Annotated in this window: 5 protein-coding genes; 1 reads left to right on the forward strand and 4 read right to left on the reverse strand. The window is 58.9% G+C overall.

Going from position 1 to position 13,360, the window contains the following annotated elements; all coding sequences use genetic code 11:
* Positions 1-16: 16 nt before the first annotated feature.
* The 4 genes from mscK to putA all read right to left on the reverse strand — a co-directional run bounded on the left by mscK (position 17) and on the right by putA (position 11,417).
* The gene (gene mscK, locus ACWKWM_RS02230; RefSeq protein WP_483844534.1) at positions 17-3,406 is read right to left on the reverse strand and encodes a mechanosensitive channel MscK; all 3,390 of its coding nucleotides are present in this window, start codon (positions 3,404-3,406) and stop codon (positions 17-19) included.
* A 35-nt stretch (positions 3,407-3,441) separates the two neighbouring features.
* Positions 3,442-5,184, reverse strand: coding sequence for a potassium/proton antiporter (locus ACWKWM_RS02235; protein ID WP_483844535.1), 1,743 nt, complete (start codon positions 5,182-5,184; stop codon positions 3,442-3,444).
* A gap of 238 nt (positions 5,185-5,422) precedes the next feature.
* Positions 5,423-7,225 carry an acyl-CoA dehydrogenase gene (locus tag ACWKWM_RS02240; protein ID WP_483844536.1) on the reverse strand — a complete coding sequence of 601 codons (1,803 nt, stop codon included), beginning with the start codon at positions 7,223-7,225 and terminating at the stop codon, positions 5,423-5,425.
* A 238-nt stretch (positions 7,226-7,463) separates the two neighbouring features.
* Positions 7,464-11,417: a trifunctional transcriptional regulator/proline dehydrogenase/L-glutamate gamma-semialdehyde dehydrogenase gene (putA, locus tag ACWKWM_RS02245; RefSeq protein WP_483844537.1), complete on the reverse strand. Its 3,954-nt coding sequence runs from the start codon at positions 11,415-11,417 to the stop codon at positions 7,464-7,466.
* Positions 11,418-11,856: 439 nt separating this feature from the next.
* Here putA and putP point away from each other — a divergent pair, with 439 nt between their 5' ends.
* Positions 11,857-13,341 (forward strand): sodium/proline symporter PutP, encoded by a 1,485-nt coding sequence (putP, locus tag ACWKWM_RS02250; RefSeq protein ID WP_483844538.1) that lies wholly within the window; start codon positions 11,857-11,859, stop codon positions 13,339-13,341.
* The last annotated feature ends 19 nt before the right edge of the window (positions 13,342-13,360 follow it).

Raw genomic sequence — 13,360 nt, forward strand, 5'->3', positions numbered from 1 at the left:
GCTGGGATTTAGCTCATCAGTCGAGTTTGGCTTCCGGCGGCTCAGGTGCTTCGGGTGGCTCGGGGACATCTTTGGGCGTGGGTGGGACAGTCCCAGGAGCAGCGATGGTTTTCGCTTCCTGCTCGATAGGTACCATCTTGTATTCCTGACCCTGCATGTTCTTGAGATACACCTCCATCTGCCGGAACGAGATGTTGATGTGCTGCTTCTTGAACTCCTTGTTGATGAAGCGGTTGATCTCGTCGAGTACCGGGTTACGGTCGCCCAGATCGCGCACATGCATGCGCAGTTCGTGGTCCAGCGTGCTTTCGCCGAAGTTAAGGAAGTACACAATCGGCGCAGGCTCTTTCAGAACGCGCGGGTTGTCTTGCGCCGCCTTGAGCAGCAGGTTGCGCACCAGATCCAGGTCCGAGCCGTAATCGACGCCCAGTTTCAACGTCACCCGGGTAATGGTGTCAGTCAGCGACCAGTTGATCAGTTGGCCGGTGATGAACGTCTTGTTCGGAACAATGATGTCCTTGCGGTCGAAGTCGGTGATGGTCGTGGCGCGGATGCGGATCTTGCTGACCGTCCCCGACAGGGCGCCGATGGTGATGGTGTCGCCGATACGCACCGGGCGCTCGAACAAAATCATGATGCCCGAGATGAAGTTTGCGAAGATCTCCTGCATCCCGAAACCCAGACCCACCGACAGCGCCGCCACCAGCCACTGCAACTTGTCCCAGCTGACGCCCAAGGCTGACAACGTCGAAACAAACCCGACGCCGGCGATGGTGTACGACAGCAAGGTGGTGGTCGCGTAGGCACTGCCTTGCGCCAGATTCAGGCGCGACAGCACCAGCACTTCCAGCAAGCCCGGCAAGTTGCCCGCCAGCACAAAGGTGATGCCGATGATCACCAGTGCGCCAATCAAGTCGCCCAGGCTGATCGGGACCATGCTCATCGTGGCGCCGGTGCCGCTGGTGTATTCGTACAACGTGATGTTGTCGAGGTACGAAAACACCGTGATCAAATCGGCCCAGACCCAGTACAGCGCGCCGATGAAGCCTGCCAGCAACGCTAAACGAATCAAGCGCAGCGACTGCTGGTTGACCTGCTCGATGTCAAGCGTCGGTTCTTCGATAAGCGCGCCTTCGCCATCGCCCGACTCCTTCGCCGCCTGGCGTTTGCTCAAGGCGCGTTGGTAGGCCAAGCGCCGGGCGGCAACGCTGAGACCGCGCACGAACGCGGCTTCGATCACCAGCCACAACATCACCAGATACAGCGTGTCGATCAGTCGATCGCTGAGTTTCAGCGCGGTGTAGTAGTAGCCGAAACACACCGCCAGAAACAGCGCGACCGGCAGCGCTGTAAACGCCAGGCCCAGTGCGCGGCGGAACAGTGAAGCGTTGTGGTGAGTCGGGCTGGTCAGCAACAGACGCGCCAGCAACCAGGTCATCAGTGCGTAACAGGTCAGGACGACCGCGATACCGATGACATCGTCGGCCAACGCCGCGGGTTCGTGTTCGGCAACAGCAACCACGGTCACCAACGCCAGGACGACCAGGCCCAGGCGGCGGATCCAGCCGCGCAGAAATTCGACTTGGGGCTTTTCCCAGCGGAAATGCAGTTGCGCCACGCCGCCCGGCGCAAGGATGCGGTAAGCGGTATAGAACACCAGCCAGGCCAAGGCGACCTGCAGCAGCGCCGAGCCTAGATTGACGTTCTGCCCGCGCGCGTCGATTTGCAGCGCGTACGCACACAGCGCCAACGCCAGCGAAAGGGGCGTCGCCAACAACACATTGATGAAGATCGCCAGCGGCGTGTGCCACTGCCGGTCGCGCTTGAAGTGGCCGATGTCGGCGTGCAGGCGATTGAGCTTGTCGTACAGCGCTTTGCGTTTCCACATCAGCACGCCGATGACCAGCAGCAGCGGCAGGAAGATATAGGGGCGTTGGGTCAGTCCGTCCGACAGTTCACTGATGCTCGATGTCCACGGCAAGGTGGTGATCTGCTTGGTCAGGCGTGCCGGGACACGCTCGAACCATTCGACATCCAGCGGCTTGTTGCTGGGTATCCAGAACATCTGTTCGTCCAGCGTCTCGCGCAGGCTGAGCGCGGTGCTGACCAGTTGTTTCTGATTGAGCTGCAGGGTGATGGATTCATTGAGCAGCGAACTCAGCTCGCGATTCAGGCGCTCCAGCAGGTCGCTGCGGGTGGTGGCCAGGTCAAGCAGGGTTTTGCGCAGCGCCGGGGTGACGTCTTCGGGTTTTTGCGTCGCCAGCAGCGTTTCAACGTAAGCGTTGGGACTGCTCATTTGCTCGCGTTGCTGATTGACCTCGAACTGGTAGAGACGGATATCGGCGATTTCGTCAGCCAGCCCACTGTCGAGCTTGAGGTGGGGCAGGGCCTGTTTCTGTTTATAGAGAATCTTGCTCAGCAGCAGACTGCCGCTGAGCACATTGATTTGTTCATCCAGCGCCTGATCGGTCTGGGTGACCGCATCCAGCTGCGTCTTGGTCTTGAGGTTTTGCTGGGTCAGCTCGTTGAGCCGATCGGTGCCGCGCAACAGATAATCGGACAGCTTTAAATTGGCCGCACTTTCAGTCGCCAGCAGGCTGCTGCCGCCAGCTTTCTGCGCCTCGATTGAAAGCTGGGTGACGGTTTCCTGGGACTGCGCACGACGCTTGTCGTTGATCAGGGTTTGCAGGTCCTGAATTTCCTGTTCTTGGCGAGTGACCTTCTCGGTCAGTAAATCCCGTTGGCTGCCGCCCAGGTCTTGCAGCTGGCTGTTACCGGCAAGCTCCTGACGGCGCAGGGCCATGAGCGAGTTAAGGGACGCAAGCTCAGCGTTCAACTGATTGCGTTGGTCGGCGCTGATGGTTTTCCCAGCGTCCTTGCCCGACTTGAGCATGGCGTTGATCTGTTGGATACGCGTCTGGCTGGCGCTGATTTCGGCCTGCGCGCGTTCTGGGCGCGTCTGGGCGGTGATGGTCAGGCTGTTGGCGTCGTTCAAGGCGCTTTGCAGGTCAGACTGCTGGGTGCTGCGCTGGCTGAGCATTTGTTCCAGCGCCGGGACGTCAAGATTGGCGTAACGCTGCGACACAGGCATCAAGCGGATGCCTTTGAGCCGGGTCAGTTCTTTCTGATTTTCGACGGTTTGCTTGGGTGCATCGGCCAACTGGCGCTTGAGGTCTTCGAGTTTTTTCTGATTGTCTTTTTGTGCAGTCAGAAAGGTCAGCGTCTGTTCGAGCACTTGTTGCAGCGCTTTCTGATCAGCGTCCGCCAGCTTGCGATCACCGATCTTGTCCAGGCTTTGCTGGACTGAGTCGCTGGTGGGTGGAGGAGTGTCGGCAGCCAAAACCGGGAAAGAGGAAAGGCAAAACCCAAGCAGGGCCGAGGCAACAAAAGTACGCAGCGAGAACATAGACACCGGGTCGAGCACGTGGAATAGCGGGCAGTTTAAAGGAACAACCCGGGACCCGGGCGGCTTCCTTCCGGGAATCTGACGCCCACTTTGAGGATCTTGTTCCCGTCCATAACCGCGACAGTCCAAATAGTTCCATTCCATTGAATCTGGTCGCCGACGATTGGAGCGCCCCGATTTTTCTGAATGATGAATTGGCTCAGCGGCATATTCGAATCAAGACCGTCGAGTTTCAAACCATACAGTGCCGCGACAGCCCCGAGCTGAGCGTCTCCCTCAAGCACGAAGTCACCAAAGAAGCGCAGATCCAGACCGCGTTGCGGTGCCTGACTGAACAGTTTGCCGAGGGCTGGAAGGTTGTGTTCGTGGCCGATAACGCACAGCAGATCGCCAACCTCCAACACCGTACTACCCGACGGATGGAGCAGTTGCTCACCCCGAAACAATGCCGCAATCCGGGTGCCCTCAGGCATTTTCAGTTCTCGAAGGGCTGCCCCGATGCACCATTTTTCAGCGCCGAGGCGATAAACGAACAGCTCCCACTCGCTGGTGACGTGTACTTCGAGGGCGGCTCGGGAGATCGGTGCGGGTTCGGGCGGGACGGTGACTTTCAACAACTTGGCCACCCACGGCAGGCTTGTGCCTTGCACCAGCAGCGACACCAGCACGATGAAGAATGCCAAATTGAAATACAGCTGGGCCTGGGGCAAACCGGCCATCAACGGGAACACTGCCAGAATGATAGGGACCGCCCCGCGCAGGCCGACCCAGGCGATGAAGGCCTTTTCCCGAGTGTGAAACACTTTGAACGGCAGCAGACCTGCCAGCACCGACAAAGGCCGCGCTACCAGAATCATCCACAGCGCCAAGCCCAAGGCAGGAAGGGCGATCGGCAGCAAGTCATGGGGGGTTACCAGCAGACCCAAGACCAGAAACATTCCGATCTGCGCCAGCCAGGCCATGCCGTCGAGCATATGCAAGATGCCGTGGCGGCTGCGGATCGGCTTGTTACCCAAGACCAGACCGCACAGATAAACCGCAAGGAAACCGCTGCCGTGAATGGCGTTGGTCAGTGCGAAAACGAACAGCCCGCCCGCGACCACCAGAATCGGGTACAGGCCGTTGGCCAGATGAATGCGATTAACCATTTGCAGCATCAGCCAGCCACCGCCAAGCCCGATGATTGCGCCGATGCCGAACTCTTGAATCAGATGCCCCAGCAGCGCCCAGTGCAGACCGGTTTCGCCGCTTGAAATCATGCCGATCAGAGTGACGGTCAAGAACACGGCCATGGGGTCGTTGCTACCGGATTCGATTTCCAGGCTGGCCGTTACCCGTTCGTTCAGGCCTTTGCCGCCCAACAGCGAGAACACTGCGGCGGCATCAGTGGAGCCGACGATGGCGCCGATCAGCAGGCCCTGGATGATGTTCAGATTGAACAACCAGGCGGCCATCATGCCGGTCAGGCCGGTGGTGATCAGGACGCCGACAGTGGCCAGCGACAAGGCTGGCCAGAGCGCGACCCGAAAGCTCGCCACCCGCGTTCGCAAACCGCCATCGAGCAGGATGACGGCGAGGGCGAGGTTGCCGACCAGGTAGGCGGTGGGGTAGTTGTCGAAGATGATGCCGCCGCCGTCCACGCCTGCGGTCATGCCAACGGCGAGGATGATCACCAGAATCGGAATGCCGAGCCGCGAGGACAGGGAGCTGACCAGAATACTCGCAGCCACCAGCAACGCGCCGATCAGGAACAGGCTGTTGATGGTCGTGGCATCCAAGGGCGGTACTCCAGGCGAAAATCGAAAAGAGAAAGCATACACGGTCTGACCATGCAGTCAGCGTGCCAATCGATTTAACCTGTTGAATTGGTTGGCTGTCAAAGCTTTGTCGGAACGGAGCAAGGTTTGGCGCAGGGCATGGTTCGTAGGTGCGCGGTATGGCTCACGGTAGCGAGCCCGATCAGCGAACCGCCGATCAAAGCGATCCTCTTTGGGCTACCGCCGTTCTGCCTATTACCTAGAACCAGCTGTCCTCCATCGACAAGCAGATGTCGTCGCGGTTTTCTAGAATCGCCAGTTCGTGATGACAGCCTGGTACTTCCCACGTAAGAAAGTATCGAGCTGCCTGCAGTTTGCCTTGATAGAAGCTGGCGTCAGACTCGTTACCTTTCGCCAGCCCTTCTTGTGCGCAAATGGCTTGTTCCAGCCAGCGCCAGCCGATGATCGTATGGCCGAACACTTTCAGGTACAGCGCCGAGTTTGCGAGCGAGCTGTTGACCTTGCCTTGAGCGAGATCCGTCAGCAGGCCGATAGTGACGGTTTGCAGGCGAGCGACCAGTTGCTCCAGCGGTTGGCGCAAGGTTGTCAGCGATTCATGCGCCTGTGCTCGCTCGCAGGTGTGCGCGATCAGACGAATCAATTGCTTGAGACCGGCGCCGCCGTTTTGCGCCAGTTTTCGCCCCAGCAGATCGAGTGACTGAATGCCGTGAGTGCCTTCGTGAATCGGGTTGAGCCGATTGTCGCGGTAGTACTGCTCAACCGGGTATTCACGGGTATAGCCATGGCCGCCGAGGATCTGAATCGCCAACTCATTGGCCTTCAGGCAAAACTCCGAAGGCCAGGATTTGACGATCGGTGTCAGCAGGTCGAGCAGTTCTTGAGCTTGTTTGCGGGTTTCTTCGGTGTCTCCGGTCTGCGTGTCATCGAACAGCCGGGCGGCATACAGCCCCAGGTCAAATGCGCCTTCGACGTAGGATTTCTGTGTCAGTAGCATGCGTTTCACGTCGGCGTGTTGAATGATCGAGACCGGCGAGCTGTCGGGACTTTTGTTGTCGGGCAGCCGGCCCTGCGGGCGGTCGCGTGCGTATTCGAGTGAATACAGGTACCCGGCGTAACCCAGCATCACGGCGCCCATGCCGACGCCAATCCGCGCCTCGTTCATCATCTGGAACATGTAGCTCAAACCGTGATGCGGCTTTCCTACCAGATACCCCACGCATTGGCCGTTGTCGCCGAAGTTGAGCGCGGTCGAAGTCGTCCCCCGCCAGCCCATCTTGTGGAACAGCCCCGCCAGCAGCACATCGTTGCGAGCCCCTAAGCTGCCGTCTTCATTGACCAGAAACTTGGGCACGATGAACAGCGAAATACCCTTCACGCCGCCGGGTGCATCCGGCAGCTTGGCGAGGACCATGTGCACGATGTTTTCCGACAGCGAGTGATCGCCGCCGGAGATGAAAATCTTGTTACCGCGCAGACGATAAGTCCCGTCGGCTAAGGGTTCGGCGCGAGTCCGTATGTCTGAAAGCGAGGAGCCGGCGTGAGGTTCGGTCAGCGCCATGGTGCCGAAGAATCGGCCCTCGATCATCGGCTGCAAAAAACGCTGTTTCTGGTCCACGCTGCCGAAGCTTTCGATCAGGTTGGCAGCGCCCATGGTCAGGAACGGGTAGGCCGTCGAGCCTGCGTTGGCTGCCTGAAAATGCGCGAAACACGCTTGTGACAGTAGGGTGGGCAACTGCATGCCGCCGTCTTCGAAACTGCGCGCCGCATTGAGAAAGCCCGCCTGGAGGAATGCGTCGACCGCTGGTTTTACTTCCGGAATCAGGATCGCCTCGCCATTTTCATAGCGCGGCTCGTTTTCATCAGCTTTGCGGTTGTGCGGCGCGAAGTACTTTTCGGCGATGGTGCGCGCCGTTCCAATGGCTGCATCGAACGTCTCCCGAGTGTGCTCGCTGAAACGCTCGCGTTGAGTCAGGGCTTCGGCGTCCAGCACTTCGTACAACTCAAAAGCCAGATTGCGCGAACTGAGCAGCGTCTCGGACATGGCGGCGTACCTTTTGTTATGGATAGCCGGAAGTCTATGGGGGGTGGCGCGTAGGTAGAAGGATGATTGATGCGGGTGATGGAGGGGTAGAACGCGGTAGGAATCTTCCGCCGATAACTTGTAGGAGTGAGCTTGCTCGCGATTGCGTCAAGCCAGCCACCTTTGCGTGAGACTGATCCAGCATGATCGCGAGCAAGCTCACTCCTACAGGGGAGTTGCCGGGTAATCGAATTGTGTTTTATCCGATCGTCATCAAACTTGCATTACCACCGGCGGCGGCTGTGTTAACGCTCAATGCACGTTCGATCACCAGGCGTTCCAGGGCAATGCTGGTTTCGCCTTTGGACAGGCCGTGAACACCAATGATCGCGCCGGCGCGTTTGGCGACCTCCTCGCAGATCGAGCGCAGTTGATCCGAGTCGCCGTGATGCAGAACAGCGTCGATGACCAGCTCGTCTTTGTTCCAGTCGGCAACCAGCTTGATGCGCGACTGGACTTCTTTGGGCAGGCGATTGCGCAGCGGTTTGCTCAGGTCGTTTTCCGGCCAGATTGCGGTACTGCCGACTGCCATGACGGCGGCCAGTTGCGTCAGCAAATCGGACTCATCCTCGGCCAGACACAGCACATGTTCGCGCGGCAGGATGCTGTAGCTGTTGCGTTCCCCGGTCGGGCCGATCAGCAGGCGTGTGACACCGCTTTGCGACTGTTCGGCAAACTGGCTGCACAGCGCCTGGAGTTCGGCGTGCTGATTGCTGCCGGCCCAGTCTTTCAGCGCTGCGAGCGGTTTGCTCATCGATTCGCGCAACCGTGTGTCCGGTGCGGTCAATGCGTCACCGCGCAAGAATGACTTTTCGATGGCGTCCACCGGGCGGGTCGACAGCAAACGGTACAGGTACAGCGGACCGCCCGCTTTCGGGCCGGTGCCCGACAGGCCTTCACCGCCGAACGGCTGCACGCCTACCACTGCGCCTACGATGTTGCGATTGATGTACATGTTGCCCGCGTTAACGTTGTCCACCACCTTGGCAATCGTCTCGTCGATACGGGTATGTACGCCGAGGGTCAGCCCGTAGCCGGAGGCATTGATCTGGCCGATGAGTTGGTCGATCTCTTTACGCTTGTAACGCACCACGTGTAGCACGGGTCCGAAAATTTCCCGTTGCAGTTCGTCAAAGCTGTCGAGCTCGATCAGGGTCGGCATCACATAGGTGCCGCGCTTGATTTCATCGTTGTCGGCGATAGCAACCTGATATACCGCACGGCCTTTGTCGCGCATGGCTTGAATGTGTTTCTCGATGCCGGCTTTGGCTTCGGCGTCGATAACGGGGCCGATGTCCACCGACAGGCGTTCAGGATTACCCAAGCGGCTTTCAGCCATCGCGCCCTTGAGCATTTCGATGACTCGATCAGCGGAGTCTTCCTGCAGGCAGAGCACTCGCAGTGCCGAGCAGCGTTGGCCCGCACTGTCGAAGGCCGACGAAACGACGTCAATCACCACTTGTTCGGTGAGTGCAGAAGAGTCAACGATCATTGCGTTCTGGCCGCCGGTTTCGGCAATCAGCGGAATGGGCCGGCCTTGGGCGTCAAGGCGTCCGGCGATATTGCGCTGTAGAAGGCGCGCAACCTCTGTGGAGCCGGTGAACATCACGCCTTTCACGCGATCGTCACCGACCAGGCGCGCGCCGACTGTTTCCCCACGGCCTGGCAGTAATTGAACGACGCCTTCCGGGATCCCGGCTTCAAGCAGCAAGCGAACGGCCTGCGCTGCAATCAGCGGCGTCTGCTCGGCAGGTTTGGCAAGAACCGGGTTACCTGCGGCCAGTGCAGCGGCGACCTGGCCACTGAAAATAGCCAGCGGGAAGTTCCAGGGGCTGATACACACGACAGGGCCCAGTGGGCGGTGCGCATCATTGGTGAAGTCGTTGCGCGCCTGAACCGCGTAGTAGCGCAGGAAGTCCACGGCCTCGCGCACTTCGGCGATGGCATTGGCGAAGGTCTTGCCCGCTTCGCGAGCCAGCAGGCCCATGAGTGGCTGAATTTCGGCCTCCATCAAGTCAGCGGCGCGCTCGAGGATGGCGGCACGTTCGGCCGGCGGCGTGGCTTGCCAGATAGGGCCTGCGCTGACCGCGCTGAGCAGGGCGCTATCAACGTCTTCCAGGCTCGCCTCCTGAACATGACCCACCACGTCACGAAGATCAGACGGATTGAGTACGGGCACTGATATTCCGGCGCTTACCGGGCTGCCAAGCATCGGGCCGGCTTTCCAGTCGTTATGCGCAGTCGCCAACAAGGCGGAGGAAAGCGACGCCAGGCGATGCTCGTTGGCCAGATCGATGCCCGCAGAATTCGCGCGGTCTGAGCCGTACAAGTCACGAGGCAAAGGAATGCGCGGATGTGGCAGGCCGAAGCCGCCTTCCTGGGTGGCCATGCGCTCGATGCTGCTGACCGGATCGGCCACCAGCGCCTGAATGGAGATCGACTGATCGGCAATCTGATTCACGAACGAGGTGTTGGCGCCGTTTTCCAGCAGGCGCCGCACCAGATAAGCCAGCAGCGTTTCGTGGGTGCCGACCGGGGCATAGACGCGGCACGGTCGGTTCAGCTTGCCATCCGACACCTTGCCAACAACCTGCTCGTACAGCGGCTCGCCCATGCCATGCAGGCACTGGAACTCGTATTGACCGGGGTAATAATTCTGACCGGCAATGTGGTAGATCGCCGACAGGGTGTGGGCGTTGTGCGTCGCAAACTGCGGATAAATGACTTCAGGCGCCGCCAGTAGTTTGCGGGCACAGGCGATGTAGGAAACGTCGGTGTAGACCTTGCGACTGTAAACCGGATAACCCTCAAGACCTTCAACCTGGGCGCGCTTGATCTCGCTGTCCCAGTAAGCGCCTTTTACCAGACGGATCATCAGGCGATGACGGCTGCGACGAGCGAGGTCAATAACGTAGTCGATCACGTAAGGGCAGCGTTTCTGGTACGCCTGAATCACAAAACCAATGCCGTTCCAGCCGGTGAGCTGCGGCTCGAAGCAAAGGCGCTCAAGCAGATCGAGGGACAGTTCAAGACGGTCGGCTTCTTCGGCGTCAATGTTCAGACCGATGTCGTACTGCTTGGCGAGCAGGGTCAGCGAGAGCAGGCGCGGATACAGCTCTTCCATGACGCGCTCGTACTGCGCGCGACTGTAGCGCGGGTGCAAAGCGGACAGCTTGATCGAAATGCCCGGGCCTTCGTAGATGCCGCGACCGTGGGAGGCCTTGCCAATGGAGTGAATAGCCTGCTCATAGGACGCAAGGTACTTTTGTGCGTCGTGCTCGGTAAGTGCTGCTTCGCCGAGCATGTCGTAGGAATAACGAAAGCCTTTGGCTTCAAAGCGGCTGGCATTGGCCAAGGCTTCGGCAATGGTTTCGCCCGTGACGAACTGCTCGCCCATCAGGCGCATCGCCATGTCGACGCCCTTGCGGATCATGGGCTCGCCGCTTTTACCGATGATGCGGCTCAAGGAAGACGTGAGGCCGGCTTCGTTGTGGGTGCTGACCAGTTTGCCGGTCAACAGCAGCCCCCAGGTGGCGGCGTTAACGAACAGCGAAGGGCTATTGCCCAAGTGTGGATGCCAATTGCCAGTGCTGATCTTGTCGCGGATCAGCGCGTCACGGGTACCTTTGTCGGGAATGCGCAACAACGCTTCGGCAAGGCACATCAGTGCTACGCCTTCTTGAGAGGAAAGGGAAAATTCTTGCAGCAGCCCCTGAACGATGCCGGCGCGTCCGCCTGCGCTTTTCTGATTGCGCAGCTTTTCGGCAATGGAGGACGCCAGCTTGTTGGTCGCTTCAGCCATCGCGGCGGGGAGGCGGGCCTGCTCCAGCAGCATTGGAACCACTTCGGGTTCAGGGCGGCGATACGCCGAAGTGATCGCGGCGCGCAGTACGGATTGAGGAAGGATGCTTTCGGCAAAATCAAGGAAGGCCTGGTGCGTCGCGTCTGAGGGCAGGTCGCCTTGTTCCTCGGCGTTATGGCTACTTGAGCCGTTGAGCTCAGTCAGTGTTACACCACTCTCGAGCTTTTCCAGGTAATTGAAGATCGCCTGTTTGATCAGCCAGTGCGGAGTCCTGTCGATGGACTGCGCTGCTGCTTTCAATCGCTCGCGGGTCGGGTCGTCAAGTTTGACACCCAGAGTGGTGGTCGCCATGTTTTTTCCTCATGTTGGCCACGATTCTGTGGCATCAGCTGCCGCAAAGATTAGCCCTGCTCATAGTCGGGTGCAACCGGGTGCAACCTGTTTTTTCCGGATATTTTTGCGGCGGGTCAGAAATGCCGAAGTGCCTGCACGGTAGGGGTGCTGCTTGCCGTTGGCGAAGAATATTTGCCCTAAAACGGCGCAGGAAAAGTGTGTAGTTACACTTTTTCAAGGCGTGGGTGCAACTGATCGGAGTATCAGGGGTTGCACCTGCTTTGGCTTGTTGATTAGGATGCGCCCCTTATTTTCGGGCATTGGCCTGACGCTGCAACAGCGCTGATTTCCTGAAGATTTTTCGTCTGAATACGAGGCGATCGAGCGGTAAACAAGCCGTGACATCCAACCTCCTGCTGCCCGTCGGGCTACATAAAAACAAGCAAAGGCGTACGCAATGAGTGTCAGCAACCCCACATTGATCACCTTCGTCATTTATATCGCCGCAATGGTCCTGATCGGGCTAATGGCCTATCGGTCGACCAACAATCTTTCTGATTACATTCTGGGCGGCCGCAGCCTCGGCAGCGTCGTTACGGCATTGTCAGCGGGTGCTTCGGACATGAGCGGCTGGCTTCTGATGGGGCTGCCTGGCGCCATCTACATGTCAGGTCTCTCTGAAAGCTGGATCGCGATAGGCCTGATCGTCGGCGCTTATCTCAACTGGCTATTCGTTGCAGGTCGTTTGCGAGTGCAGACCGAACACAACGGCGATGCACTGACCCTTCCGGATTACTTCTCCAGCCGATTCGAAGACACCAGCGGCCTGCTGCGAGTGATCTCGGCAATCGTGATTCTGGTGTTTTTCACCATCTACTGCGCGTCCGGCATCGTCGCGGGAGCCCGATTGTTTGAAAGCACCTTCGGCATGTCGTACGAAACGGCGCTGTGGGCTGGTGCCGCTGCGACCATTGCCTACACGTTCATCGGCGGCTTCCTCGCGGTCAGCTGGACCGACACCGTACAAGCCACGCTGATGATTTTCGCGCTGATTCTGACTCCGATCATCGTGCTGCTGGCGACTGGCGGGGTCGACACTACCTTCCTGGCCATCGAGGCTAACGATCCCACCAACTTCGATATGCTCAAGAACACCAGCTTCATCGGCATCATTTCTTTGATGGGTTGGGGTTTGGGTTATTTTGGTCAGCCGCACATTCTGGCGCGCTTCATGGCTGCTGACTCGGTCAAATCGATTGCCAAGGCACGCCGTATTTCCATGGCCTGGATGATCCTCTGCCTGGGTGGCACCGTTGCTGTCGGCTTCTTCGGCATCGCTTACTTCTCGGCACACCCGGACCTTGCGGCTCCTGTCACCGAGAACCATGAACGGGTCTTCATCGAGCTGGCCAAGATCCTCTTCAACCCATGGATTGCCGGTGTATTGCTGTCAGCGATTCTCGCGGCGGTGATGAGCACACTGAGCTGTCAGTTGCTGGTGTGCTCCAGCGCGCTGACCGAAGATTTCTACAAAGCATTCCTGCGCAAATCAGCCTCGCAGCTGGAGTTGGTGTGGGTCGGTCGCGCCATGGTGTTGCTTGTTGCGTTGATCGCAATCGCCCTGGCGGCTAATCCGGAAAACCGAGTGCTGGGCCTTGTGAGTTATGCGTGGGCAGGTTTTGGCGCGGCGTTTGGTCCGGTCGTGCTGATTTCGGTGCTGTGGAAGGGTATGACGCGCAACGGTGCGTTGGCGGGGATTCTGGTGGGCGCGATCACGGTTGTGGTGTGGAAGCACTTTGAGGTGTTGGGATTGTACGAAATCATCCCGGGCTTCATTTTCGCCAGTATCGCCATCGTCCTGTTCAGCTTGATCGGCAAACCTGCGTCAGCCGCGATGCACGCGCGCTTTGACGCAGCGGAAAAAGAGTACAAAGCGGCTTAAACGGTCGGCGCTGCATAAA

It is taken from the genome of Pseudomonas rosaeacicularis (assembly GCF_057128745.1).

What these genes read in the sequence shown, in the direction of transcription:
- mscK (WP_483844534.1), bottom strand. Translation starts at nt 3,406, where the DNA reads ATGTTCTCGCTGCGTACTTTTGTTGCCTCGGCCCTGCTTGGGTTTTGC.
- ACWKWM_RS02240 (WP_483844536.1), bottom strand. Translation starts at nt 7,225, where the DNA reads ATGTCCGAGACGCTGCTCAGTTCGCGCAATCTGGCTTTTGAGTTGTAC.
- putA (WP_483844537.1), bottom strand. Translation starts at nt 11,417, where the DNA reads ATGGCGACCACCACTCTGGGTGTCAAACTTGACGACCCGACCCGCGAG.
- putP (WP_483844538.1), top strand. Translation starts at nt 11,857, where the DNA reads ATGAGTGTCAGCAACCCCACATTGATCACCTTCGTCATTTATATCGCC.